Source organism: Pseudomonas sp. LBUM1661, assembly GCF_059695925.1.
The window spans coordinates 5,090,784-5,116,250 of the sequence record NZ_CP166794.1 but is presented as its reverse complement, the minus strand read 5'-3'; the positions used below and the strand labels follow the sequence as shown (position 1 = coordinate 5,116,250).

The window sequence follows — 25,467 nt, the reverse complement described above, 5'->3', positions numbered from 1 at the left end:
CCCACCAAATCAGAGCGAGATTGGATGTGAGCAAGAGAGCCTTTAACTTCTGTGCCGGTCCTGCGGCACTTCCCGAAGCTGTCCTGCAGCGCGCCCAGGGTGAACTCCTTGATTGGCACGGCAAGGGCTTGTCAGTCATGGAAATGAGCCATCGCAGTGATGAGTTCGTGTCCATCGCCACCAAGGCCGAACAGGATCTGCGTGATCTGCTGAATATCCCCTCGAACTATAAAGTGCTGTTTCTGCAAGGTGGCGCGAGCCAGCAATTTGCTCAGATTCCTCTGAACCTGTTGCCGGAAAACGCTACCGCCGACTATATCGACACCGGTATCTGGTCGCAGAAGGCCATCGAAGAAGCTTCGCGCTACGGCAACGTCAATGTGGCCGCTACCGCCAAGCCTTACGACTATTTCGCTATTCCGGGTCAGAACGAATGGACGCTGTCGAAAGACGCGGCCTACGTTCACTACGCACCGAACGAAACCATTGGCGGCCTGGAATTCAACTGGGTTCCGGAAACCGGTGATGTTCCGTTGGTGGCCGACATGTCCTCGGACATCCTCTCGCGCCCGATCGATGTCTCGCGCTTCGGCATGATCTACGCCGGCGCCCAGAAAAACATCGGCCCGAGCGGCGTCGTGGTCAACATCGTTCGCGAAGACCTGCTGGGTCACGCCCGTTCCCTGTGCCCGACCATGCTCAACTACAAGGTCGCGGCCGATAACGGCTCGATGTACAACACTCCGCCGACGCTGGCCTGGTACCTCTCGGGTCTGGTATTCGAGTGGCTGAAGGAGCAGGGTGGTGTTGAAGCCATCGGCAAGCTTAATGAAGTGAAACAGCGCACGCTGTACGACTTCATCGACGCCAGCGGCCTGTACAGCAACCCGATCAACAAGTCGGACCGCTCGTGGATGAACGTGCCATTCCGTCTGGCTGACGACCGTCTCGACAAGCCGTTCCTGGTCGGTGCCGAAGAACGTGGCCTGTTGAACCTCAAAGGTCACCGTTCCGTGGGTGGCATGCGTGCCTCCATCTATAACGCCGTCGATATCGTTGCGGTCAACGCACTGGTTTCGTACATGGCAGAGTTCGAGAAGGAACACGGCTAATGTCTGAGCAAGAACTCAAGGCACTGCGCCTGCGCATTGATGCCCTGGACGAGAAAGTCCTGGAGCTGATCAGTGAGCGCGCACGCTGCGCCCAGGAAGTTGCGCGAGTAAAGATGGCCTCGCTGGCCGAAGGCGAAGTGCCGGTGTTCTATCGTCCTGAGCGCGAAGCTCAGGTGCTCAAGCGCGTGATGGAGCGTAACCAGGGGCCGCTGGGCAACGAAGAGATGGCGCGGCTGTTCCGCGAAATCATGTCCTCGTGCCTGGCCCTCGAGCAGCCGCTGAAAGTGGCTTACCTCGGCCCTGAAGGCACCTTCACTCAGGCGGCGGCCATGAAGCATTTCGGCCACGCCGTGATCAGCAAGCCGATGGCAGCGATTGACGAAGTGTTCCGCGAAGTGGCGGCCGGTGCGGTGAACTTTGGCGTGGTCCCGGTGGAAAACTCCACCGAAGGTGCGGTCAACCACACCCTCGACAGCTTCCTCGAACACGACATGGTCATCTGTGGCGAAGTCGAGTTGCGCATTCACCATCACCTGTTGGTCGGCGAAAACACCAAGACCGACAGCATCAGCCGTATCTATTCTCACGCCCAGTCCCTGGCCCAGTGCCGCAAGTGGCTGGACGCGCATTACCCGAATGTCGAGCGCGTGGCGGTGTCCAGCAACGCCGAAGCGGCGAAGCGGGTCAAGGGTGAGTGGAACTCGGCGGCGATTGCCGGCGACATGGCCGCAGGCTTGTACGGGCTGACCCGTCTGGCCGAGAAAATCGAGGATCGCCCGGATAACTCCACGCGATTCCTGATGATCGGCAGCCAGGAAGTGCCGCCGACCGGCGACGACAAGACCTCGATCATCGTCTCCATGAGCAACAAGCCCGGCGCGCTTCACGAGTTGCTGGTGCCGTTCCACGACAACGGCATCGATCTGACACGGATCGAGACCCGTCCGTCGCGTAGCGGTAAATGGACCTACGTGTTCTTCATCGACTTCGTCGGCCACCACCGCGATCCGCTGGTAAAAGGTGTGCTGGAAAAGATCAGTCAGGAAGCAGTAGCACTCAAAGTGCTGGGTTCCTACCCGAAAGCAGTTCTCTAAGGGGTAGCAAATGAGTGGTGACTTCCTCGCTCTGGCACAGCCGGGCGTGCAACAACTTTCGCCTTATGTTCCGGGCAAACCCGTGGACGAACTGGCGCGCGAGCTGGGCATCGATCCAGCCAACATTATCAAGCTGGCGAGCAACGAAAACCCGTTGGGCGCCAGCCCCAAGGCACTGGCGGCCATTCGCGATGCAGTAGCCGAGCTGACCCGTTACCCGGACGGCAATGGTTTTGCGCTGAAAAGCCTGCTGGCCGAGCAGTGCCGCGTCGAACTGAATCAGGTGACGCTGGGCAACGGTTCCAATGACATTCTGGAGTTGGTCGCGCGTGCCTATCTGGCACCGGGCCTGAACGCGGTATTCAGTGAGCATGCGTTCGCGGTCTATCCGATCGTGACCCAGGCCGTTGGTGCCCAGGCGAAAGTGATCCCGGCCAAAGACTATGGTCATGATCTGCCGGCCATGCTGGCCGCGATCGACGCCGACACCCGCGTGGTGTTCATTGCCAACCCGAACAACCCGACCGGCACCTGGTTCGACGCCGAGGCCCTGGACGAATTCCTCCAGGACGTGCCAGAGCACGTGTTGGTGGTGCTGGACGAGGCCTACATCGAATACGCCGAAGGCAGCGACTTGCCGGATGGCCTCGACTATCTCGCGGCGTACCCGAACCTGCTGGTTTCGCGCACCTTCTCCAAGGCCTATGGCCTGGCGGCGTTACGGGTCGGTTACGGTTTGTCCACCGCCGTGGTCGCCGATGTGCTGAACCGTGTACGCCAGCCGTTCAACGTCAACAGCCTGGCCCTGGCCGCGGCTTGCGCTGCGCTTCAGGACGCCGAGTACCTGGCAGAAAGTCGCCGCCTGAACGAGTCCGGCATGCAGCAACTGCAAGCGGGTTTCCGTGAACTTGGGCTGAGCTGGATTCCATCCAAAGGCAACTTTATCTGCGTCGACGTCGGTCGTGTTGCCATGCCGGTTTTCCAGGGCTTGCTGCGCGAAGGCGTGATCGTGCGTCCGGTGGCCAACTACGGCCTGCCGAACCACCTGCGCATCACCATCGGTCTGCCGGCGGAAAACAGTCGCTTCCTCGAGGCGCTGACCAAGGTTCTGGCTCGTGGTTGATGTCACTGCACTGCAATCTGCTGCACCTATGATCGGTCGCCTGGTGGTGGTCGGCCTGGGGTTGATCGGCGGTTCGTTTGCCAAGGGTTTGCGTGAGAGCGGCCTGTGCCGCGAAGTGGTCGGGGTCGACCTCGATCCGCAGTCACGCAAGCTGGCGGTTGAGCTGGGTGTGGTGGATCGCTGCGAAGAAGACCTGGCCGTTGCGTGCCAGGGCGCCGACGTGATTCAGTTGGCCGTGCCGATCCTGGCCATGGAAAAAATGCTGGCTCGCTTGGCCGGCATGGACCTGGGGCAAGCGATTCTGACCGACGTCGGCAGCGCCAAGGGCAATGTCGTGCGCGCGGCAACCGAAGCGTTTGGCGGCATGCCGTCGCGGTTCGTGCCGGGGCATCCGATTGCCGGTTCCGAGCAGAGCGGGGTGGAAGCTTCCAACGCCGAACTGTTCCGTCGCCATAAAGTGATTCTGACGCCGCTGGATCAAACCGATCCGGCAGCCCTGGCCGTGGTCGATCGGTTGTGGCGCGAATTGGGCGCCGATGTCGAGCACATGCAGGTCGAGCGTCACGACGAAGTGCTGGCGGCGACCAGCCATTTACCGCACTTGCTGGCCTTCGGTTTGGTCGATTCGTTGGCCAAGCGCAATGAAAATCTTGAGATCTTCCGTTACGCTGCGGGCGGTTTCCGCGATTTCACAAGAATCGCCGGAAGCGACCCGGTGATGTGGCACGACATCTTCCTCGCCAACCGCGAAGCTGTCCTGCGCACACTCGATACATTTCGCAGCGACCTCGACGCCTTGCGCGACGCGGTCGATGCAGGGGATGGGCACCAATTGTTGGGCGTATTCACTCGCGCCCGGGTTGCCCGCGAACATTTCAGTAAAATCCTGGCCCGCCGGGCTTATGTGGACGCTATGAACTCCAACGACCTGATTTTCCTGGCACAACCTGGTGGCCGCCTGACTGGGCGGATTCGTGTACCGGGCGATAAATCGATTTCCCACCGTTCGATCATGCTGGGCTCCCTGGCCGAAGGCGTCACCGAAGTCGAAGGTTTCCTCGAGGGCGAAGATGCCCTGGCGACGCTGCAAGCTTTCCGTGACATGGGCGTCGTGATCGAAGGTCCGCACCATGGTCGCGTGACCATTCACGGCGTCGGCCTGCATGGCCTGAAGCCAGCGCCGGGCCCGATCTACCTGGGCAACTCCGGCACCTCGATGCGCCTGCTGTCTGGCCTGTTGGCTGCGCAGAACTTCGACAGCACCCTGACGGGCGACGCCTCGCTGTCCAAGCGTCCAATGAATCGCGTGGCCAATCCGCTGCGTGAAATGGGTGCTGTGATCGAGACCGCCGCTGAAGGTCGTCCACCGATGACCATTCGGGGTGGCAACAAACTCAAAGGCCTGACCTACACCATGCCGATGGCCAGTGCCCAGGTTAAGTCCTGCCTGCTGCTGGCGGGTCTGTATGCCGAAGGCAAGACCACCGTCACCGAACCTGCGCCGACCCGCGATCACACCGAGCGCATGCTGCGTGGCTTTGGCTACCCGGTGACCGTCAACGGCGCGACCGCGTCGGTCGAGTCCGGGCACAAGCTGACCGCGACCCACATTGAAGTGCCGGGCGACATCTCGTCGTCGGCCTTCTTCCTGGTGGCCGCTTCGATCGCCGAAGGCTCGGAACTGGTGCTTGAGCACGTTGGCATCAACCCGACCCGTACCGGTGTGATCGACATCCTGCGCCTGATGGGCGCTGACATCAGCCTGGAAAACCAGCGTGAAGTCGGCGGCGAACCGGTAGCGGACCTGCGCGTACGTGCGGCCAAACTCAAAGGTATCGAGATTCCGGAAGCGCTGGTTCCACTGGCCATCGACGAATTCCCGGTGCTTTTCGTGGCCGCTGCGTGTGCCGAAGGGCGCACCATCCTGCGCGGCGCTGAAGAACTGCGCGTGAAGGAATCGGATCGTATCCAGGTCATGGCCGATGGCTTGCTGGCGCTGGGCGTCAAATGCGAACCGACCCCGGACGGCATCATCATCGACGGCGGCCAGATCGGCGGCGGCGAAGTGCACGGCCACGGCGACCACCGGATTGCCATGGCCTTTAGCGTGGCTTCGCTGCGCGCCACGGCACCGATCCGCATCCATGATTGCGCCAACGTCGCGACGTCGTTCCCGAACTTCCTCGCGTTGTGCGCGCAGGTCGGTATCCGTGTTGCCCAAGAGGCTCAGTCGTGATTATCAAACCACCGGTCATTACCATCGACGGCCCAAGCGGGTCGGGCAAGGGCACTATTGCCGGGATTCTGGCCAAGCGTCTTGGCTGGTGCCTGCTGGATTCCGGTGCGTTGTACCGTCTGCTGGCGTTCGCGGCGCGTAACCACGGCGTCGATCTGACCAATGAAGAGTCGCTGAAGCTGTTGGCCGCTCATCTGGACGTGCAGTTCGTCGGCGCGACCGAAGGTCATCCGCAGCGAATCATCCTCGAAGGTGATGATGTCACCGACGATTTGCGTAACGAACAAGTGGGCGCCTGGGCTTCCCAAGTGGCCGCGTTGCCGGCGGTGCGCGACGCACTGCTGCAGCGCCAGCGGGCATTCCAGGAGCCGCCGGGCCTGGTGGCCGATGGTCGCGACATGGGCACGGTGGTTTTCCCGGACGCGCCGCTGAAGATATTCCTCACTGCCAGTGCCGAGGAGCGTGCGCGCCGTCGATACTTGCAGTTGAAGGGCAAAGTCGATGGTGTTAGTCTGTCGAGTCTGCTAGATGAGATACGTGCACGCGATGAGCGTGACACCCAGCGAGCGGTAGCCCCGCTCAAGCCGGCGGCTGACGCCATACAGCTGGATTCCACGGAATTATCCATCGACCAGGTGCTGGAACGCATCATGAGCGAGATCGCCATTCGCGATATCGCCGGGTGACCAAGAAACACCGTAGGGGACCAGTCATAGTCTTGCGGCGCTTCTTCTAATGAACATAACCCACGTCGTCTGGGACGTGGAGATGGGCGTATCCTTCGCCCTTATTCAACAGGAATTAAAATGAGCGAAAGCTTTGCGGAACTCTTTGAAGAAAGCCTAAAAACCCTGAACCTTCAGGCAGGCTCCATCATCACCGGTGTTATCGTTGATATCGATTACCAAGCTCGCTGGGTAACCGTTCACGCTGGCCTGAAGTCTGAAGCACTCATCCCGCTTGAGCAGTTCTACAACGATGCTGGCGAACTGACTATCAACGTCGGTGACGAAGTTCACGTTGCTCTGGACTCGGTTGAAGACGGCTTTGGTGAAACCAAGCTGTCCCGTGAAAAAGCCAAGCGCGCTGAATGCTGGATTGTTCTGGAAGCAGCCTTCGCAGCCGAAGAAGTGGTCAAGGGCGTTATCAACGGTAAGGTTAAAGGCGGCTTCACAGTCGACGTTAACGGCATCCGTGCGTTCCTGCCAGGTTCTCTGGTTGACGTCCGTCCAGTGCGCGACACCACGCACCTGGAAGGCAAAGAGCTGGAATTCAAGGTCATCAAGCTTGACCAGAAACGCAACAACGTTGTCGTTTCCCGTCGTAGCGTCCTCGAAGCCGAGAACTCCGCTGAGCGTGAAGCTCTGCTGGAATCCCTGCAGGAAGGCCAACAAGTCAAAGGTATCGTCAAGAACCTCACCGATTACGGCGCATTCGTCGATCTTGGTGGCGTCGATGGCCTGCTGCACATTACCGACATGGCTTGGAAGCGTATCAAGCATCCTTCCGAAATCGTCAACGTTGGCGACGAGATCGATGTCAAGGTTCTGAAGTACGATCGCGAACGCAATCGTGTTTCCCTGGGCCTCAAGCAACTGGGCGAAGATCCATGGGTTGCTATCAAAGCCCGTTACCCAGAAAGCACTCGCGTTACCGCTCGTGTTACCAACCTGACCGACTACGGCTGCTTCGCTGAGCTGGAAGAAGGCGTTGAAGGCCTGGTACACGTTTCCGAAATGGACTGGACCAACAAGAACATCCACCCTTCGAAAGTCGTACAAGTCGGCGACGAAGTGGAAGTTATGGTTCTGGACATCGACGAAGAGCGTCGTCGTATCTCCCTCGGCATCAAGCAGTGCAAATCTAACCCATGGGAAGATTTCTCTGGCCAGTTCAACAAGGGCGATAAAATCTCCGGCACCATCAAGTCGATCACCGATTTCGGTATCTTCATTGGTCTGGACGGCGGCATCGACGGTCTGGTTCACCTGTCCGACATCTCCTGGAACGAAGTGGGCGAAGAAGCCGTTCGCCGCTTCAAGAAGGGCGACGAGCTGGACACCGTTATCCTGTCGGTTGACCCAGAGCGCGAGCGCATCTCCCTGGGTATCAAGCAACTGGAAAGCGATCCGTTCTCCGAGTACGTTCAAGAGAACGACAAAGGCGCAATCGTTAAAGGCATCGTGAAAGAAGTTGACGCTAAAGGCGCCATCATCACTCTGGCCGACGATATCGAAGCGACTCTGAAAGCCTCCGAAATCAGCCGTGACCGCGTTGAAGACGCGCGCAACGTTCTGAAAGAAGGCGAAGAAGTAGAAGCCAAGATCATCAGCGTTGACCGTAAGAGCCGCGTAATCCAGCTCTCGATCAAGTCGAAAGACGTTGAAGACGAGAAAGAAGCTATCCAAAGCCTGCGCGACAAGCCAGCGACTTCGGAACCAGCTGCTGGTCCTACCACTCTGGGCGACCTGTTGCGTGCACAAATGGAAAAACAGAACTAAGTTCTGTCAGACCATAGAAAAAGGGCGACTTCGGTCGCCCTTTTTTGTGCCTGGAATTTGATGGGTTATTAATCGCGCCAGCCCTGTGACGGTATGCCGGTGAAACCAACAGGCGTTACAAGCTGTCTCTTTCTTTAATCGTATCAATCGTTTAATTGCAGCTAGTCTTTAGCCTGAAAGCGAACGATCGACGGCAGGTCGCACGGCCTAAGGAAATGAATGAACAAGCTCATCGTCGCAATAGCAGTACTGACATTGGCGGGGTGTACCACTAATGCCAAGACTCACGCGGTGCGTGGCGTCAGTGGCATAGAGGTCGATTGTTCGGGGCTGGGGTCGGGATGGGAAAGGTGTATCAAGCGAGCGGCAAAAGAGTGTAAGGGGGCAGGTTACAAGGTTGTGGCAAGGTCCGATGATGCCAAAGACGAGGATGAATTCCCCTTTGGCTTCAATCCGGCGGGGTATTACACGCGCACCATGTTAGTTATCTGTAGATGAGTGCGAAGGTCGGGTTCGGTGTTCTCGTGCTCTTGAATCGGGCGTCTCGTGGCTTGTAAAGATATGTCGGAACTCAGGCTGTTCAAATTCATCCGGGCGTGCTAAAACCTTTGAAGCGCTGATCTAGCTGCTTGAAAAAGAAGGGAAAAATATGACGAAGTCGGAGTTGATCGAACGAATTGTCACCCATCAAGGGCTGCTCTCATCCAAGGATGTGGAGCTGGCCATCAAGACCATGCTCGAACAAATGTCCCAATGTCTGGCCACCGGTGATCGCATCGAGATCCGTGGTTTTGGCAGTTTCTCACTGCACTATCGCGCACCGCGCGTAGGTCGCAATCCTAAAACCGGTCAGTCCGTCAGTCTCGATGGCAAGTTCGTGCCGCATTTCAAGCCAGGCAAGGAACTGCGCGATCGTGTGAACGAGGACGAGGAGGAAGGGCTTTGACGGCCGCCGCCATTCAAGGAGCCGCTCATGCGTAACCTCAAACGCGTATTGCTCGCGGTATTCGTCCTGTTGCTAGTGTTGGCGATCCTGGCGTTTGTCCTCGAGAACCAGCAATCGGTGTCGCTGCTGTTTCTTGGCTGGGCGGGCCCTCAGTTGCCGGTTTCGCTGATCATGGTGATTGCGCTGCTGATCGGAATGGTGATCGGGCCGATACTCGGCTGGTTTCTGGGGCGCACTTCCAGGGCTTCACGCAAGCGCCTTGTCTGATTGCGACACCGCCGGGGAGGAGCACTAAACTTTAAGCGCAGCTTGTCTATATCCATTAGTAAAACCGTCATTAAGCTGTAAAATGCTGCGCTTCTCCGATAGTGGCATATTCCCATATCAGTTCAGGCTGCTCCGTTAGAAGTCTCGGCTGGCTTGATGATTTTTGCCTTCATGGATCAGGCAGTGCGCGGTTTGGCAGCCCTGTCTGCAACTCAAGGGTATGGTTTCGCGTGAAAGTTCTAGTAACCGGTGGCGCCGGGTTTATTGGCTCGGCGGTCATTCGTCATATCATTTCCAACACCAATGACTCCGTCGTTAACGTCGATAAGCTGACGTATGCCGGCAACCTTGAGTCGCTGTCCCAGGTTAGCCAGAACTTGCGTTATGCCTTCCAGCATGTGGACATCTGCGATCGCGATCAGATCGATCGCATTCTGCGTGAACACCAGCCGGATGCGATCATGCACCTGGCCGCGGAGTCCCATGTCGATCGCTCGATCTCCGGCCCATCCGAGTTCATCCAGACCAACATCATCGGTACTTACACACTGCTGGAAGCTGCACGTCACTATTGGGCGGTGCTGGAAGACGCGCGCAAAGCCAACTTCCGCTTCCATCATATTTCAACTGATGAGGTGTACGGGGACCTCGAAAGCCCGGAAGACCTCTTCACCGAAACGACGCCCTATCAGCCAAGTTCGCCGTACTCCGCCAGCAAGGCCAGTTCCGATCACCTGGTTCGCGCCTGGAGTCGTACCTATGGTCTGCCGACGCTGGTGACCAACTGCTCGAACAACTATGGTCCTTGCCACTTTCCCGAGAAGCTGATCCCGCTGATTATTCTCAATGCACTGGAAGGCAAACCACTGCCCGTCTACGGTAAAGGCAATCAGGTTCGTGACTGGCTCTACGTCGAAGACCACGCCCGCGCTTTATACAAAGTGGTGACCGAAGGTGTAGTCGGCGAGACGTACAACATTGGCGGCCATAACGAAAAACAAAACATCGAAGTGGTGCAAACCCTCTGCGCGCTACTCGACGAACTGCGCCCAGACTCTCCTCATCGTCCACATGCCAGCCTGATCACCTATGTTCAGGATCGTCCGGGGCACGACCAGCGTTATGCCATCGACGCCAGCAAAATCCAGCGCGAACTGGGTTGGGTGCCGGAAGAAACCTTCGAGACGGGTATCCGCAAAACTGTCGAATGGTACCTCGATAATGCCGAGTGGGTTGCCCATGTGAAAAGCGGCAGCTACCAGCAATGGATCGATCAGAACTACGCGGACCGTTTGAGCAAGGCATGAAAATCCTGCTGCTGGGCAAGAACGGTCAAGTGGGTTGGGAGTTGCAACGTTCCCTTGCGCCGCTTGGCGAGTTGATTTCCCTGGATCGCCAGATGATCGATGGATTGTGCGGTGATCTGACTGATCTCGGCGGATTGCGCGCTACGATTCGCCACATCAATCCCGATGTCATCGTTAACGCTGCTGCCTACACTGCCGTCGATAAAGCTGAGTCCGAAAGGGCGCTGGCCGATCTTGTGAACGGCCGGGCAAGCGGAGTCATGGCCGAAGAAGCTGCGTCACTGGGCGCTTGGCTGGTTCATTATTCGACTGATTACGTCTTCAGCGGCTTGGGCTCGACGCCATGGCGAGAGTCAGATCCGGTCGCCCCAGTGAATCACTACGGGGCCAGCAAACTGGCCGGTGAGCAGGCAATTATCGCGTCAGGCTGCAAGCATCTGATCTTCCGAACCAGTTGGGTCTACAGCGTCCGTGGCAATAACTTCGCCAAGACCATGCTGCGTTTGGCCAGGAATCAAGCAACTCTCCAAATCATCGCCGATCAGATTGGCGCTCCCACCGGAGCTGATTTAGTCGCTGACGTGACTGCGTTGGCTATCCGGCACGTCCTGCAGCGTCCCGAATTGGCAGGCCTTTATCACCTGGCTGCCGGCGGTGAAGTCTCCTGGTACGGCTATGCTAATCATGTGATCGATTTCGCCCGGGCCAATGGTGAGCCACTGGCCGTTACGGTGATCAATCCGATAGCGACCAGCGCTTATCCAGCATCTGCGCGCCGCCCTCTGAACTCTCGCTTGAATACACAAAAGCTGCGTGACACTTTTTCTCTACATTTACCGGATTGGCAAAGTGGTGTAACTCGAATGCTTAGGGAAGTGCTGGGTAAATGAGCACGACAAATCGTAAAGGCATTATTCTCGCCGGCGGTACGGGCACGCGTTTGTACCCGATGACCCTTGGCGTGTCTAAACAGATGTTGCCGATCTACGACAAGCCGATGATCTTTTATCCGCTGTCAGTGCTGATGCTCGCGGGTATGCGGGAAATCCTGGTCATCTCCACGCCGAAAGACCTGCCGGGCTTCCGTAAGTTGCTGGGTGACGGCAGTTTGTATGGCATCAAGCTGACCTACGCCGAACAACCTAGCCCGGATGGTCTTGCGCAAGCCTTCATCATTGGTGAAGAGTTCATCGGCGAGGATCCATGCTGCCTGATACTGGGCGACAACATCTTCTACGGTCATCACTTCTCTGACAGCCTGCGTTCTGCCAACAATCAACAGCACGGTGCGACTGTATTCGGCTATCACGTATCTGATCCGGAGCGTTTCGGTGTCGTGGAGTTCGATGCTGCAGGTCAGGCTTTGAGCATTGAAGAAAAACCCCTGCTGCCTAAATCCAATTATGCCGTGACCGGTTTGTACTTCTATGACAATCAGGTCATCGACATCGTGAAGAGCATCAAGCCGTCAAAGCGCGGCGAGCTGGAAATCACCGACGTCAACGTTGCTTATCTCAAGCGTAAGGCGTTGAGCGTTGAGATACTGGGTCGCGGTTTCGCCTGGCTGGATACCGGTACTCCGGATTCGTTGCTCGAGGCTAGCCACTTCGTGCATGCCATCGAAAAGCGCCAGGGCTTGAAAGTTGCCTGTCTGGAAGAGATTGCCTACAACAATGGATGGATATCCGCTGATGATCTGTCAGCTCAGGCAGAACGGCTTGGAAACACGGATTATGGTCGTTACCTGGAGAAAATCTTGCGGGTGCCTGGCCGCTGAGATTTGATGGTGTTGTAGGATGATGTTATTTTGATGGCGCACGTTCGAAGCATTTGTTTGTTTTTAAATGATTTTTTTGTCTTCGGTCGGCTCATGAGTTATTAATTCCTGGCACTACCTGTAGAATGGCCGGCAGATTTATCTGACCTGTTTAGCGTGCATCTCAATCTCAATTTATCTGCTTTTCGTTTCCAAGAAAGACTCCTTTATCGAGACTGCCGTCAATGGACAGTGCTGGTAGGCAGGGATATCCGATAAGCGGTAGAGCGGGCAATCCGAGAGGTGGCGGGCATAAAGCCGATGGGTTTGGATCGAAGTCGAGCTGTCACCCTTGCAATCGCGTCGAGCAAAGAATTTGCATCGATTACGATGCAAGAATGACCGGAAACATAACTGAGCCCCACTTTTTGGACGTATCTGCCAGAAGGGGGATTAAGGACTAGAGCATGGAACTGATTCCCGTAATTTTGTCTGGCGGAGTGGGCAGCCGGTTGTGGCCTGTTTCTCGAGAAGCCCATCCAAAGCCGTTCATGGAGCTGCCAGATGGCCAGAATCTAATCCAGAAAACCTTCCTCCGTGCGTCGCGCCTGGAGGGTGTAGTGGAAGTTCTTACGGTGACCAACCGTGAGCTCCTGTTCAAGACTGAAGACGAGTACGGCGCAGTCAATTCGGCCAAGCACGCACAGGGTTTTATCCTGGAGCCTTTCGGTCGTAACACGGCTGCGGCTGTTGCCGCCGCCGCGCTTCAGCTCGAAACCACCCACGGCCCCGACGCCCAAATGCTGGTATTGGCCGCCGACCATCTGATCAAAGACGAAAAAGCCTTTGCTGAGGCCGTATCCAGCGCCATGACGCTGGCCGCCGACGGTTGGTTGGTAACCTTTGGTATTCAACCGACTTACCCTGAAACAGGGTTTGGTTACATCGAAGCGCAAAAAGATGCCCCGCTGAAGGGCGGCTTGAAAGTGGCGCGCTTTGTCGAGAAGCCTAATCTCGAAACCGCTGAAAATTATGTCAGTGCAGGCAATTACTATTGGAACTCCGGGATGTTCTGCTTCCGGGTGGGGACCGTTCTCGAAGAACTTCGCCAGCACGCTCCGGACGTCGTGGAAGCGGTCAGTAATACAATTGAAGCATCGCGGCTTACTTCATCCGCCAAGTACCGCTGCCTTGCGCTTGATGCTGAAGCCTTCGCAGAGGTTCCGGACATCTCGATCGACTACGCGTTAATGGAGCGTTCCTCCAAGGTAGTGACCGTTCCATGCGACATCGGCTGGAGTGACATCGGTTCCTGGAACGCCGTCAGTGAGCTGACCGAGGCTGATGAGAACGGTAACCGCTTTGAAGGCGAGGTGTTATCCCACGGTTCTCGTAACAATTATGTAAACAGTGAAAGCCGACTGACCGCGCTGGTCGGGGTTGAAGACTTACTGGTCATCGACACCCCGGACGCGGTGATGATTGCCCATAAGGACCACGCTCAAGACGTGAAACATATCGTCAACCAGCTCAAAGCCTGCAGTCACACGGTGCATTTGCTCCATCGGACGGTGCATCGCCCTTGGGGTACCTACACCACGCTGGAAAATGGCGATCGCTTCAAGATCAAGCGCATTGTGGTCAAGCCCAAGGCTTCTTTGTCCCTGCAAATGCATCACCACCGAAGCGAGCACTGGATCGTTGTCAGCGGCATGGCAAAGGTTGTCAACGACCAGCAAGAGCTGATGTTGAACACCAACGAATCGACCTTTATCCGTGCTGGGCACCAGCACCGCTTGATGAACCCGGGTGTCATAGATCTGGTGCTCATTGAAGTGCAAAGTGGTGACTATCTCGGTGAGGACGATATCGTCCGCTTCGAAGACAATTACGGGCGCGTCGATCAGTAACGGCGGCTTGGCAGTCATTAGCCTGGTCGGTGAATTTTCCACCGACCAGGCTGGTCTACATTCAGCCTGATCCTGATGCATTTCCATTCTGATGAGAGAGCAGAACCGTCTATCGGCCTCGCTTCCACATATCTCAGCAAGAGAGCGGTATGAATACCCCAATCAAAACCCAGTGTTTCAAAGCCTATGACATTCGTGGTCAAGTGCCCTCCGATCTCAATGAAGAGGTTGCCTACCGAATAGGCCGGGCAATGGTTACTGAGTTGCAAGGCAAAAACATTGTGCTGGGACGGGATATGCGGCTCGAAAGCCCGATGCTGGCAGAGGCGATGACCCGTGGCTTGCTTGAGGCAGGTGCCAACGTCATCGATATCGGCTTGTGCGGCACCGAAGAAGTCTACTTTGCCACCAGCGCCTTCAAGGCGGATGGCGGAGTGATGATCACCGCAAGCCACAATCCCAAAGGCTTCAACGGGATGAAGCTGGTGAAATCCGAGTCGCGGCCGATCAGTGGTGATACCGGGCTCAATGCCATACGCGACCGCGTGGAAAGTGGTGATTTAGGCGCATTGGCCGCCAACTCGGGTGAAGTTCGATTCGAGCTGGATAAGACGGCCTACATCGAGCACCTTCTCAGTTACGTCAATGTGGCGGATCTGAAGCCGCTGAAGATACTGGCCGATCCGGGCAACGGTGCTGCCGGGCCTGTGTTGCAGCAACTGATCAAAAAACTGCCTTTCGAATGGGTGGTCATCAACCCCGAGCCCGATGGCAACTTTCCCAATGGCGTCCCCAATCCGCTTCTGCCAGAGAACCGCATGCTGACACGGGAAGCGTTGTTGGCAAATGGCTGCGATTTGGCGATAGCGTGGGACGGTGACTTCGATCGCTGCTTCTTTTTCGACCAGGAAGGCCGCTTCATCGAGGGCTACTACCTGGTTGGCCTGCTGGCGGAGATGCTGCTCAAGAAGAACCCTGGCTCCAAGATCATCCATGACCCAAGGTTGACCTGGAACACCATCGATCAGGTTCGATTGGCGGGCGGTGTTTCAGTACAATGCAAGACCGGGCACGCCTTTATCAAGGAGCGCATGCGCCTGGAGAATGCGATCTACGGGGGTGAAATGAGTGCCCACCATTATTTCCGTGATTTCGCCTACTGCGACAGCGGCATGATTCCCTGGTTGCTGGTGACGGCGTTGATGTCTGCGTCCGGAAAGAATTTGGCCCAGCTTGTTGATGAGCGCATTGACGCCTATCCATGCAGTGGTGAAATCAACTATCGGGTCAACGATGTATCGGCGGCGCTGGAGGAGGTCCTGGCACATTATTTACCTCAAGGGCCGCACCTTGATCAAACCGATGGCGTCAGTCTGGAATTTCCTGAATGGCGGTTTAATCTCCGCGGTTCTAACACAGAGCCTCTGCTGAGGTTGAATGTGGAAAGTAGAAGGGACCCAGCGCTGGTAGCGCTGAAAGTTAAAGAAATTGAGGAACTGCTGAACAGTAGAAGAATGGAATGACAAAACGGGTCTCACTTCCAGAGGGAAGGTGAGGGGCAGCAAATAGTTGGCTCTCTGCTAGAGACTTACTGTTCGATTGATTAATTTAAATTGGTGAGAAAATGAGCGACAAGAAAGTAGCGTTGATTACGGGTATTACTGGTCAGGATGGTGCTTACCTTGCCGAGTTCCTGCTTAAAAAAGGTTATTCGGTACACGGCATCAAGCGCCGTAGCTCTCTGTTCAATACTCATCGTATTGATCATCTCTACCACGACCCGCACAATCAAGGCTACGATCTCAAGCTGCATTACGGCGACCTGACCGATTCGAGCAGCCTGATTCGTATCGTGCAGGAAATACAACCGGACGAAATCTACAACCTGGCCGCACAAAGCCACGTGGGCGTTTCCTTCGAAGCGCCAGAATATACTGCTGATACCGATGCCATGGGTACACTGCGTATTCTTGAAGCCATCCGCATCGCAGGGCTCGAGAAAAAGACCAAGTTCTATCAGGCCTCCACATCGGAACTGTACGGTCTGGTTCAGGAAATCCCACAGAAAGAAACCACGCCTTTCTATCCGCGCTCCCCGTACGCCGTCGCCAAGTTGTACGCCTACTGGATTACCGTGAACTACCGTGAGTCTTATGGCATGTATGCCTGCAACGGTATCCTGTTTAACCATGAATCGCCGATCCGTGGTGAAACCTTCGTAACCCGCAAGATTACCCGTGCCTTGGCGCGCATCAAGCTAGATCTGCAAGATTGCCTGTACCTCGGCAACATGGACGCCCTGCGTGACTGGGGTCATGCCCGTGATTACGTGGAAATGCAGTGGCTGATGCTGCAACAAGAAACACCAGAAGATTTCGTGATCGCGACCGGTGTTCAATACTCCGTGCGCCAATTTGTTGAGCTCGCGGCGAAAGAAATCGATATCAAGATTCGTTGGGAAGGTACGGGCGTAGAGGAAAAAGGTTACGACGTCGCAACAGACAAGTGCATTGTTGCCGTCGATCCGCGTTACTTCCGTCCGGCCGAAGTTGAGACCCTGCTGGGTGACCCTAGCAAAGCCAAAGCCAAATTGGGCTGGGTACCGGCTACTTCCTTCGCCGAGCTGGTAGAAGAAATGATGCGTGAAGACATGCGTGAAGCCGAACGCGACCAACTGGTCGAGGCTCACGGCTACAAATACTTCAAAGGTCAAGAATAAGAGGGGGCTGGCATGATACCGGTATATCAGCCCTTTCTGGGCGGACGCGAAAAGGAATATGTAAACCAGTGTCTTGATTCGACCTGGATTTCTTCCCGTGGAGAGTTTATTTCCCGCTTTGAGAGCGAGTTTGCCCGATACATCGGTGCGGACCATGCGACCACAGTGAGCAATGGCACGGTTGCTCTGCACCTGGCAATGGCTGCTTTGGGCCTTGGGCCTGGCGATGAAGTGATTGTTCCAACGCTCACGTACGTGGCGTCGGTCAACACCATCATGCAAACCGGGGCCAGCGTTGTCTACGCTGAATCCCTGGCTGATACCTGGAACGTCAGCGTTCCAGACATCCGCAGCCGCATTACGCCGAACACCAAAGCCGTCATGGTCGTGCATCTGTACGGCCTGGCGTGCGACATGGATGAAGTCGTTGCTCTGTGTAAAGAGCACAACCTGCTGCTGATCGAAGACTGCGCAGAAGCCTTTGGCTCTCTGTACAAAGGTCAGCATGTCGGGACTTTTGGTGATGTCGCGACGTTCAGCTTCTTCGGAAACAAGACCATTACCACCGGTGAGGGCGGAATGGTCGTGTCCAAGAACAAGGACATCCACGAGAGAGCCTGTCATCTGAAAAGCCAAGGCGTGTCCAAAACCCGCGAATACTGGCATGACGAGTTGGCATTCAACTATCGGATGACCAACATCTGCGCAGCCATTGGCCTTGCCCAGTTGGAACGTGCAGACGAGATCATCACGCTTAAGCGGCAGGTTGCGGACTGGTATCGCGAAGCGCTCGAAGGGCTTCCGCTGCAGATGCACGCAGAGCAACCCGGTACCCGTCACTCCTACTGGATGTGCTCGGTGCTGCTGGATGATCCGACCCGGCGTCAGGCATTGCGTGATCATTTGAAGAGCAAAGGCATTGAGACACGTCCTCTGTTCGCTCCTGCTCACAACATGCCGCACTGCAAGACCGATGAAACCTTTCCAGTGGCGCAGGACCTTAGCTCGCGAGGGATGAACCTTCCGAGTTATCCGACGCTGACCCGCGAGCAGGTGCAGCAAGTAGTAGAAGAAATTCGAAGCTACTTCGCCGACTAAAATGCAGGAAATCGGGGTTGAGAAGTCAACCCCGATTGCCAAATGGAATTCAGAAAATCAAGTTGAAACTGAATTTTTGAATTTAATATATTTACTCAGGTGAAGTGATGCTTTCCTATTTTTCTCGCGTTTGGGCTGCCCGGTATTTTTGGATTCACCTTTCTCTGGCTGATCTTAGATCAAGGTGGAGACGATCTTTTTTTGGGATGACCTGGTCAATTATCCAACCGCTTGGATTGACCTTGCTGCTGACATTAGTGTTTAGCAGACTTTTTAATACAGATATTGTTACCTATGCACCTTATATTCTCTCCGGGATTATAGTCTGGGAGTATATTTCTGCTAACACCGTTGCAGGTTCATTGTCGTTTGTTCAGGCGGATGCCTATATTAAGCAATGTAACCATCCATTAGCCATCTATACTCTTAGAACTGTAGTTGGCAGCGCCATCGTTTTGATGCTGGCGAGCATCTCCTTGTATGGCTGGGTTGCCGTTGTTCTTCCGCAAAATATTGGCTGGAGCTGGTTGGCTTCGTTCACTATTTTTCCGATCCTTGCGCTTATCGCGTGGCCCGTGTCGACATTGTTGTCTTATGTTAGTACCCGGTTTCGAGATATCCCACATGCGTTGGGATTGGTGATGCAGTCATTATGGTTTGTCTCGCCGGTTTATTTCGAAGCCAAGATGTTTCAGAATGGCGGGCTTCATGCGTTGGTCGATTACAATCCAATCTATCATCTACTGCAGTTGATACGTGCTCCGTTGCTTCAGGGGCAGTGGCCGACGTGGCAAAACTACGCGTTCAGTATTGGTACTGCGATTTTCTTTGGCGCATTAGCTATCATCATTGGCAGCAAGGCTGAGCGGAAAGTGATTTTTTACCTATGAAAAATAACCGAATTTTACTTGAGAACGTTAACCTTCACTATGCATCGGTCGCGTATAAGGAACGTTCATTAAAGTCGCTCATGGCTAGCGTGTTCAGCAGAAAAAAAACCGCTTCCAACGTTGCAGATATTCACGCACTTAAAAATATCAGCGTTGAAATTAAAAGTGGTGAGCGCGTTGGTTTGCTCGGTCATAACGGAGCCGGCAAAAGTACCTTTTTGAAAACCGTTGCCGGGCTTTATCCTGTTTCGAGTGGCCTGCTCAAGGTAGAAGGTCAGGTGCGTTCTCTGTTTGATTTGAGCCTCGGTTTTGAGCCAGACGCGACGGGCAGGGAAAATATCCTGTATCGCGGTTTGTTGTTAGGCCTCTCCCCACGGTTTATGCGAGAGAAAGCTGACGAAATCGTTGCATTTGCCGGGCTGGGCGAGTTCATCGACTACCCGATAAAAACTTATTCTGCGGGCATGCAAGTCAGGTTGGCTTTCGCCATCTCCACCACGGTGGGGGGCGATATTCTGCTACTGGACGAAGTGATCGGCGCAGGCGACGCGAACTTCATGGCCAAGGCCAAGGAACGTATTACCAGCCTGATTGAACAGGCGGAAATTTTAGTTTTGGCAACACACGATTTCGGTGCATTACGTTCGATATGTAACCGAGGGCTGGTTTTTCATCATGGTGACTTGGTATTCGATGGCCCGTGTGATGAGGCAGTTGCTGAATATAAAGTTATAAACGGACTGGATTAATTTTGAAGACGCTAAGAGTCCTTTGGTTGCTCAACCATACTACATTACGAAAATTCGAAGTTGACCAGTTGAAAGCGTTAGGGGTGAATGAGATATTCATGCCGAAAAGCTTTCCTTATGACGAGGGAAATCTCTCAGCGAATGTCGACTCTAGTTTTGATGAAGGTTTAACGATACCAAAATCGGAACTGGATATTCTTAATGCTCAGGATTGGTACTCCAATCCCAGTGAGGAAGCTTGGCGAATTGCCAATCTTTACTTTGATGTTGCAATCATTGGATTCTTTCCACTTCAAATCAATAGTGCCGTGCGTCATTTTAGCGGTGCCATTATATTGCGGGTTTTTGGTCTGTCGAAAGGCTATTCGTACTCGCAGTTGTTTTACGAAGAGGCCGGAGAGGCGCTCGTTCGCAATATAAAAGCTATTGGCTCGCGTTTTTGGTTCGGGGCGGGCTACGAGCACCTCAAAGATTCAGAGCAAAATTTTCTAGCCAGTCGAAATTGCTTTCTGCCTGTAGGTCTGAAGGGGGATGCTGCGCCCGAGCTTTGGGAGGGAGGGCTTAAGAAAATACTTTTCGTTTGTCCTCGAATTGGATCGTCTCCCTATTTCGAAACCATATATAAAGATTTTGTGCGTGAGTTTTCGGATATAGGCTACACGATAGGAGGGGCTCAGCCTATTGCTGTTTCTGATAAAAATGTTCTTGGTTTTGTATCAAGTGAAGAACATGAATTCAATATGAAACAGCACAGAGTGATGTTTTATCATTCTACTGAACCCAATCATATTCACTATCATCCTTTCGAAGCGATTCGAGCGGGCATGCCTCTGTTGTTTATGGCCGGGGGGATGCTTGATAAAATGGGAGGGGTTGGGTTGCCGGGTCGTTGCAAGACAGTTGCGGAGGCGAAAGCTAAAGCAAATCAACTGATGAGTGATGATCAAAAGCTTATAAAGAGCATCCGCGAATCCCAGATGATTTTGCTTGAGCCGATGAAAGCAAAAAACTGCGAACAGGCTTGGCAAAATGGATTCAAAAAAGTACTGGCGGAACTTGAGCTGACAAAGAAGGAAAGTATCGATCGTCCAGTACGTCGCAAACGAATTGCTGTCATCGTTCCTGTTGAATATAGAGGCGGAAGCTTGCGAGGTGCAAAACTTCTGGCCAATGCTTTGTATCATGGAAGCCGCCAGGCGGGTGAGCCTGCTGAAATTGTCTTTTTTCACCTGGATAAACCAGAAAGTTACACGTCTGAAGAGTTCACAGATCTCGCAGATGAGGTCAAGGTTCGTCCGTTTAGTTGGAAGTCATTGAATCCGGCAACAGCTCGTAGAGCCATGCGCTATTCGGGGCACGAAGGGTGGGAACCTAAAGAGAATCGATATATGGTTATCGATGATGGTATTAACCACCTTCAAGATTGCGATGTCTGGGTCGTTGTGTCGGATCGTCTTGAAGCTCCGTTGTTACCTATGCGCCCGTCAATACTCGTCATTTATGATTATCTACAGCGATATGTTCCGATACTTCCATATGGTGCGGATCAGCCATATTTAGACGCTGCCAGGGCGGCCGCGAAAGTATTGGTAACCACTGACTTCACAAAACAAGATGCTCTCAATTATGCCGGGGTTACACCGGATAAAGTGTTCAAGTTGCCGATGCTTGCTCCTGATTTTTCTCGCGTGAGAGGCAGTCATGCTGAAAGCGCGAATTATTTTTTGTGGACAACTAATTCCGCGATTCACAAGAATCACGTCAATGCTTTGAATGCGCTAAAATTCTATTATGAGGAGCTGGGTGGGACACTGGAATGTAGAATCACAGGTGTCAATACCAAGGATTTGTTCAAAAGTTCTTTACCGCATCTGAAGCCTTTGGCTGATTTGCTTAGGCAAAGTCGTCTGTTGAAGAAAAATATCAAGCTGGTGGGTGAACTTCCAGACCGAAACTACCAAAGCATGTTGGCCAGTGCAGCATTTTTGTGGCATGCGGGCTCAATAGATAATGGTACTTTTAGTGTTATTGAAGCTGCCGGTCTCGGTGTTCCTTCATTGAGCAGTGATTACCCTGCGATGAGAGAAATTGATCAGCAGTTTTCCTTGAGTTTAAGTTGGATGAAGTCTGATCAACCAAAACATATGGCGAGTCAGCTTAAAGAAATGGAACTTGCATATCTAGAGCGTCGCAATTTTCTACCGTCCAGTGATGTACTGGGTGAGCAAAGTGTAGAGAAGTTAGCGAGTGCCTATTGGCAGGTTGTCAGGGAGTGCGTATGAAGAAGTTTGGGATTTACTTGGCATACGCTCCAGGACTGGACCTCCGGCATGAAGGTTTAGGCCGGTATCTTGCCGCATTTCTTAAGGGGGCGGCTGGGCGAGACGATGTAAAGTTTGTTTTGGTTTGCCCGAGTTGGTCGAAAAAAGGGCTTGAGGACCTCTTTCTGAGTGAAGGTGTTCAACAGGATCTGTTTGAAGTCGTTTCCCCTTTGAATTCGCCTATGATCTTGCGAATTTACGAAGCCTATGTCGCTAGAAAAAAGAAACTTAAGAATCTGACCATTAAGCAAAGACTTGCCAGAAAGTTTTTCTTTTGGAAGGAAAAATTCGCAAGCTATATTGAGGAGCGTTTGATTTCTCTCGATTCCTATGGCGGCGTTTTTCGCTTCGGACTTGAGGTCGCGCCTCTATCTTTGTTATTGATTCTGTTGAGCCCAATACTAATTCTTGTTCCGGTATATGCACTTCTTCTGAAGTTGAAGATTGTTGTGCGTCGTGCTCTCAGGCCGGTAATGAGGCAAATCAACCGCCTGCGCGTGGCGGTAGGCGCCCCAAAAGAAGATGCGTTTGTACTTCGTTTGTATCGGGGGTTGGAGCGAGTCGAGTCTGATCGGATGCTACAACTCATTGATAAAATGACAGAGGTAAAAGCTTGGTACAGTCCAACGGCTTTTTGGCCTGCGTTTAATAAAATTCAAGCCCCGCGCCTGATGTGTGTGCCCGATGTAGTGCTTTCGGATTTTCCTATAGGATTTTCAAAAGTGGGGGGAGAACGGTTTCTGCAAGTCTACGAGCGCGTTGAGGCTGCAATTCATGGCGGGCAGCACTTTGTCACCTATAGTCAAAGTGTTAAATGGGATACTCTCGTGGAAAGGTATGCCGTAAGCCCGTCTGCTGTTTCAGTCGTTCATCACGCGCCTAATGACTTAAGTAGTCGCGTTACTGTCAATGGCTTCTCGGATGTAGACGCCACCTCTAAAAATTATTGCATGACTCTTTTCAAGAGGGCGCTGAAGAAGTCGTCGAATTATTCGTATTCGTCGTCGTTCTCCAATGGTGATGCGAAGTTTATTTTTTATGCCAGTCAATTCCGTCCAAATAAAAACGTTATTTCGTTGCTCAAGGCTTACAAGCATCTTTTGCGTAACGATTTTATTCGGCATAAATTGATACTGACCGGGCATGCTGATGGCTTTCCGGTGGTCAAGGATTTTATCCGGGATAATCATCTGGAAAATGATGTCCTGTGTGTGCACGGATTGACGGTTCAGGAACTGGCCGCATGTTACAAGTTGGCGGATCTCGCAGTGAATCCTAGCCTGAGTGAAGGAGGGTGCCCCTTTACTTTCACTGAGGCTCTGTCTGTCGCAACGCCTGTTGTTATGGCGCGTATCCCTGTTACGGAAGAAGTCTTGGTAGACTCTGAACTGCAAGAAGTGACTTTCTTCAATCCATATGATTGGAAGGACATTGCTGACCGTATTAAGTGGGGGATTCACAATCGTGACGAGTTGCTTGCCGTTCAAACGGACGCTTACGAGTTACTGTCTAAGCGCAATTGGACAGACGTTGTGAACGAACACATTGACATATTGGACAAAATTTCGAGAACAGAAATTTCTTGAAAGGAACGAGGCCCATGACTCTTTTATCCGGTTTACTTATTCTCGGCTTCGGTGGTCACGCTCGCGCAGTGGCTGATGTTGCGCTGGCATCGGGCATAAAGCAACTTTGCTTTATCGACAGTAATGCTCGTCCGAATGAAACTTTTGGTGAGTTTTCGGTACTGCCGAGCTGGGACGAAGAGCTTCCGGATGGATGGTCTGTCATGCCGGCTTCGGGTGATGGCCTTAGTCGGCAAACACAGTGTAATTGGGTGACGGAGCGTGGTTGGCCTCTGGCGACGCTCATATCACCAACTGCCACGGTCGGCGTAGGCGCCAAGGTGGGTCCTGGAACGCTGGTAGCACATCATGCTCACGTTGGCCCTATGGCCTCTATAGGGGCCGCGTGTATTATAAATACCGGTGCCATTGTTGAACACGAGTGCATAGTTGATGACTTTACTCATGTTTCAATAAAGGCTGCTGTGGCAGGAAGATGTAAAATAGGTCGTTTTTGTTTTATTGGCGCGGGATCGACGGTCATCGACAGTATCAGGATTCATGATGGTGTGACTTTGGGTGCGGGCGCATGTGCCCATCGCGATCTGGAGGAGCCGGGAGTTTATGTTGGAGTTCCGGCGAAGAAGTTGACAGGGAAACCAGAAAATTGAAAGTTCTCCATTTCTTTAAAACCTATTACCCGCAAACCATGGGAGGGATTGAACAAGTCATCTTTCAGCTTGCGGAAGGGGGAAGAGAACATGGAATAACTGCGCAAGTATTGTCTCTGAGTGCACAAGGGGCTTCCCGTAACGTGAAGGTTGGTGAGCACTTGGCTCACACGTCAAAACTGGACTTACACTTAGCCTCCACGGGGTTTTCGTTTTCAGCATTCAAGGACTTTACCGAGTTGGCCAGAGAAGCCGACATCATTAACTATCATTTTCCATGGCCGTTCATGGATATCGTGCATTTTGCATCACGTGTACGTAAGCCGACGGTCGTGAGTTATCACTCGGATATTGTTAAGCAAAAAACGTTGCTGAAGTTGTATCAGCCGCTGATGCATGGTTTTTTGGGAAGTGTAGATCGTATTGTTGCGTCCTCTCCAAAGTATGTAGAGAGTAGTCCGACGCTCCAAAGATTTAAGGATAAAGTCACTGTCATTCCTATTGGCTTGGACAGGAACACTTATCCGCCTGTTTCTCCAGAAAAGTTGAGTTATTGGAAAGAAAAACTACCCGCGCGGTTTTTTCTTTTTATTGGCGCTCTGCGCTACTACAAAGGGTTGGATTATTTGCTTGAAGCGGCTCGTACGGCTCGCTTTCCAATCGCTATTTTGGGGCTGGGGCCGATGGAGGCCGAGTTGAAGGCTAAGGCCAACAAATTAGGTCTTTCCAATATTTATTTTCTTGGCGGCTTGCCCGACGCAGACAAAACTGCACTGTTGATGTTGTGCGATGGTTTGGTGTTTCCGTCTCATCTTCGTTCTGAAGCATTTGGTATTTCACTTCTTGAAGCCGCAATGTTTGGCAAGCCCCTTATTTCCTGTGAGATTGGCACGGGTACAACTTACATAAATATCGCTGGCGAGACTGGGTTGGTCGTCCCTCCCTGTAATTCGAGTGCGCTTGCGCAGGCGATGATTACACTATGGGAAAATCCTGAAGAAAGCAGTGCGATGGGACGTCGCGCGGCTTTACGTTTCGAGCAGGTATTTACAGCGGAGAAAATGGTTGATTCTTATGCGGAAGTTTATCGTTCTTTGCTGACGTAAATCGAAGGGCTCTAGAAATGCTATAGTTTTTGGAGCTTTTTTACTGAATGCAGCGGTTCCGCTGATTGATTTAACTTGTTGGCGTTGTTTTAGGTC

General features: G+C 53.5%; 22 protein-coding genes. All 22 read left to right on the top strand.

The genetic code is table 11. The annotated features are described in order from the left end of the window. Nucleotides 1-26: 26 nt before the first annotated feature. The 22 genes from serC (at nucleotide 27) to ACA057_RS23270 (ending at nucleotide 25,371) form a co-directional block, all read left to right on the top strand. Nucleotides 27-1,112: a 3-phosphoserine/phosphohydroxythreonine transaminase gene (serC, locus tag ACA057_RS23375; protein WP_497342723.1), complete on the top strand. Its 1,086-nt coding sequence runs from the start codon at nucleotides 27-29 to the stop codon at nucleotides 1,110-1,112. Beyond that, complete coding sequence (gene pheA / locus ACA057_RS23370; RefSeq protein WP_007899727.1) at nucleotides 1,112-2,206, top strand: prephenate dehydratase; 1,095 nt, start codon at nucleotides 1,112-1,114, stop codon at nucleotides 2,204-2,206. The genes serC and pheA overlap by 1 nt, the downstream gene beginning before the upstream one ends. A gap of 10 nt (nucleotides 2,207-2,216) precedes the next feature. Beyond that, nucleotides 2,217-3,329, top strand: a complete 1,113-nt coding sequence (hisC, locus tag ACA057_RS23365; RefSeq protein ID WP_497342721.1) for a histidinol-phosphate transaminase — start codon at nucleotides 2,217-2,219, stop codon at nucleotides 3,327-3,329. Nucleotides 3,330-3,357: 28 nt separating this feature from the next. Further along, entirely contained in the window at nucleotides 3,358-5,565 is a 2,208-nt protein-coding gene (locus tag ACA057_RS23360) for a bifunctional prephenate dehydrogenase/3-phosphoshikimate 1-carboxyvinyltransferase (RefSeq protein ID WP_497350001.1), read from the top strand. After that, entirely contained in the window at nucleotides 5,562-6,251 is a 690-nt protein-coding gene (cmk, locus tag ACA057_RS23355; RefSeq protein WP_059406801.1) for a (d)CMP kinase, read from the top strand. Before ACA057_RS23360 ends, cmk begins: the two co-directional genes overlap by 4 nt. Nucleotides 6,252-6,371: 120 nt before the next feature. Beyond that, nucleotides 6,372-8,066, top strand: coding sequence for a 30S ribosomal protein S1 (gene rpsA, locus ACA057_RS23350; RefSeq protein ID WP_059406800.1), 1,695 nt, complete (start codon nucleotides 6,372-6,374; stop codon nucleotides 8,064-8,066). A gap of 219 nt (nucleotides 8,067-8,285) precedes the next feature. Further along, nucleotides 8,286-8,564, top strand: a complete 279-nt coding sequence (locus tag ACA057_RS23345) for a hypothetical protein (RefSeq protein WP_497342718.1) — start codon at nucleotides 8,286-8,288, stop codon at nucleotides 8,562-8,564. 151 nt (nucleotides 8,565-8,715) lie between these two features. Then, nucleotides 8,716-9,012 carry an integration host factor subunit beta gene (gene ihfB / locus ACA057_RS23340; RefSeq protein WP_003369729.1) on the top strand — a complete coding sequence of 99 codons (297 nt, stop codon included), beginning with the start codon at nucleotides 8,716-8,718 and terminating at the stop codon, nucleotides 9,010-9,012. Between the two features lie 27 nt (nucleotides 9,013-9,039). After that, nucleotides 9,040-9,279 (top strand): LapA family protein, encoded by a 240-nt coding sequence (locus ACA057_RS23335; RefSeq protein ID WP_305425806.1) that lies wholly within the window; start codon nucleotides 9,040-9,042, stop codon nucleotides 9,277-9,279. A gap of 230 nt (nucleotides 9,280-9,509) precedes the next feature. Further along, nucleotides 9,510-10,586, top strand: a complete 1,077-nt coding sequence (gene rfbB, locus ACA057_RS23330; protein WP_497342716.1) for a dTDP-glucose 4,6-dehydratase — start codon at nucleotides 9,510-9,512, stop codon at nucleotides 10,584-10,586. Then, the gene (gene rfbD / locus ACA057_RS23325; RefSeq protein WP_497342714.1) at nucleotides 10,583-11,476 is read left to right on the top strand and encodes a dTDP-4-dehydrorhamnose reductase; all 894 of its coding nucleotides are present in this window, start codon (nucleotides 10,583-10,585) and stop codon (nucleotides 11,474-11,476) included. Before rfbB ends, rfbD begins: the two co-directional genes overlap by 4 nt. After that, nucleotides 11,473-12,363 (top strand): glucose-1-phosphate thymidylyltransferase RfbA, encoded by an 891-nt coding sequence (rfbA, locus tag ACA057_RS23320; RefSeq protein WP_497342712.1) that lies wholly within the window; start codon nucleotides 11,473-11,475, stop codon nucleotides 12,361-12,363. Before rfbD ends, rfbA begins: the two co-directional genes overlap by 4 nt. Nucleotides 12,364-12,809: 446 nt before the next feature. Then, a complete protein-coding gene (locus tag ACA057_RS23315; protein ID WP_497342710.1) occupies nucleotides 12,810-14,252 on the top strand; it encodes a mannose-1-phosphate guanylyltransferase/mannose-6-phosphate isomerase in 1,443 nt (480 codons plus the stop codon). Between the two features lie 149 nt (nucleotides 14,253-14,401). After that, the gene (locus tag ACA057_RS23310; RefSeq protein ID WP_497342708.1) at nucleotides 14,402-15,775 is read left to right on the top strand and encodes a phosphohexomutase domain-containing protein; all 1,374 of its coding nucleotides are present in this window, start codon (nucleotides 14,402-14,404) and stop codon (nucleotides 15,773-15,775) included. Between the two features lie 101 nt (nucleotides 15,776-15,876). Next, a complete protein-coding gene (gmd, locus tag ACA057_RS23305; protein ID WP_497342706.1) occupies nucleotides 15,877-16,971 on the top strand; it encodes a GDP-mannose 4,6-dehydratase in 1,095 nt (364 codons plus the stop codon). 12 nt (nucleotides 16,972-16,983) lie between these two features. Further along, nucleotides 16,984-18,069 (top strand): DegT/DnrJ/EryC1/StrS family aminotransferase, encoded by a 1,086-nt coding sequence (locus ACA057_RS23300; protein ID WP_497342704.1) that lies wholly within the window; start codon nucleotides 16,984-16,986, stop codon nucleotides 18,067-18,069. A gap of 107 nt (nucleotides 18,070-18,176) precedes the next feature. Then, nucleotides 18,177-18,959, top strand: coding sequence for an ABC transporter permease (locus ACA057_RS23295; protein WP_497342702.1), 783 nt, complete (start codon nucleotides 18,177-18,179; stop codon nucleotides 18,957-18,959). Further along, nucleotides 18,956-19,708: an ABC transporter ATP-binding protein gene (locus tag ACA057_RS23290; RefSeq protein ID WP_497342700.1), complete on the top strand. Its 753-nt coding sequence runs from the start codon at nucleotides 18,956-18,958 to the stop codon at nucleotides 19,706-19,708. The genes ACA057_RS23295 and ACA057_RS23290 overlap by 4 nt, the downstream gene beginning before the upstream one ends. A gap of 98 nt (nucleotides 19,709-19,806) precedes the next feature. After that, nucleotides 19,807-21,990 (top strand): glycosyltransferase family protein, encoded by a 2,184-nt coding sequence (locus tag ACA057_RS23285; RefSeq protein WP_497342698.1) that lies wholly within the window; start codon nucleotides 19,807-19,809, stop codon nucleotides 21,988-21,990. Next, entirely contained in the window at nucleotides 21,987-23,615 is a 1,629-nt protein-coding gene (locus tag ACA057_RS23280) for a glycosyltransferase (protein ID WP_497342696.1), read from the top strand. The genes ACA057_RS23285 and ACA057_RS23280 overlap by 4 nt, the downstream gene beginning before the upstream one ends. Nucleotides 23,616-23,629: 14 nt before the next feature. Beyond that, nucleotides 23,630-24,265, top strand: coding sequence for an acetyltransferase (locus ACA057_RS23275; RefSeq protein WP_497342694.1), 636 nt, complete (start codon nucleotides 23,630-23,632; stop codon nucleotides 24,263-24,265). Beyond that, nucleotides 24,262-25,371: a glycosyltransferase family 4 protein gene (locus ACA057_RS23270; protein ID WP_497342692.1), complete on the top strand. Its 1,110-nt coding sequence runs from the start codon at nucleotides 24,262-24,264 to the stop codon at nucleotides 25,369-25,371. The genes ACA057_RS23275 and ACA057_RS23270 overlap by 4 nt, the downstream gene beginning before the upstream one ends. The last annotated feature ends 96 nt before the right edge of the window (nucleotides 25,372-25,467 follow it).

What these genes read in the sequence shown, in the direction of transcription:
- ACA057_RS23345 (WP_497342718.1), top strand. Translation starts at nt 8,286, where the DNA reads ATGAACAAGCTCATCGTCGCAATAGCAGTACTGACATTGGCGGGGTGT.
- ACA057_RS23360 (WP_497350001.1), top strand. Translation starts at nt 3,358, where the DNA reads ATGATCGGTCGCCTGGTGGTGGTCGGCCTGGGGTTGATCGGCGGTTCG.
- ACA057_RS23315 (WP_497342710.1), top strand. Translation starts at nt 12,810, where the DNA reads ATGGAACTGATTCCCGTAATTTTGTCTGGCGGAGTGGGCAGCCGGTTG.
- rpsA (WP_059406800.1), top strand. Translation starts at nt 6,372, where the DNA reads ATGAGCGAAAGCTTTGCGGAACTCTTTGAAGAAAGCCTAAAAACCCTG.
- ACA057_RS23290 (WP_497342700.1), top strand. Translation starts at nt 18,956, where the DNA reads ATGAAAAATAACCGAATTTTACTTGAGAACGTTAACCTTCACTATGCA.
- ACA057_RS23280 (WP_497342696.1), top strand. Translation starts at nt 21,987, where the DNA reads ATGAAGAAGTTTGGGATTTACTTGGCATACGCTCCAGGACTGGACCTC.
- ACA057_RS23300 (WP_497342704.1), top strand. Translation starts at nt 16,984, where the DNA reads ATGATACCGGTATATCAGCCCTTTCTGGGCGGACGCGAAAAGGAATAT.
- ACA057_RS23295 (WP_497342702.1), top strand. Translation starts at nt 18,177, where the DNA reads ATGCTTTCCTATTTTTCTCGCGTTTGGGCTGCCCGGTATTTTTGGATT.
- pheA (WP_007899727.1), top strand. Translation starts at nt 1,112, where the DNA reads ATGTCTGAGCAAGAACTCAAGGCACTGCGCCTGCGCATTGATGCCCTG.
- rfbD (WP_497342714.1), top strand. Translation starts at nt 10,583, where the DNA reads ATGAAAATCCTGCTGCTGGGCAAGAACGGTCAAGTGGGTTGGGAGTTG.
- rfbA (WP_497342712.1), top strand. Translation starts at nt 11,473, where the DNA reads ATGAGCACGACAAATCGTAAAGGCATTATTCTCGCCGGCGGTACGGGC.
- ACA057_RS23335 (WP_305425806.1), top strand. Translation starts at nt 9,040, where the DNA reads ATGCGTAACCTCAAACGCGTATTGCTCGCGGTATTCGTCCTGTTGCTA.
- ihfB (WP_003369729.1), top strand. Translation starts at nt 8,716, where the DNA reads ATGACGAAGTCGGAGTTGATCGAACGAATTGTCACCCATCAAGGGCTG.
- gmd (WP_497342706.1), top strand. Translation starts at nt 15,877, where the DNA reads ATGAGCGACAAGAAAGTAGCGTTGATTACGGGTATTACTGGTCAGGAT.
- hisC (WP_497342721.1), top strand. Translation starts at nt 2,217, where the DNA reads ATGAGTGGTGACTTCCTCGCTCTGGCACAGCCGGGCGTGCAACAACTT.
- ACA057_RS23285 (WP_497342698.1), top strand. Translation starts at nt 19,807, where the DNA reads ATGCCGAAAAGCTTTCCTTATGACGAGGGAAATCTCTCAGCGAATGTC.
- ACA057_RS23275 (WP_497342694.1), top strand. Translation starts at nt 23,630, where the DNA reads ATGACTCTTTTATCCGGTTTACTTATTCTCGGCTTCGGTGGTCACGCT.
- ACA057_RS23310 (WP_497342708.1), top strand. Translation starts at nt 14,402, where the DNA reads ATGAATACCCCAATCAAAACCCAGTGTTTCAAAGCCTATGACATTCGT.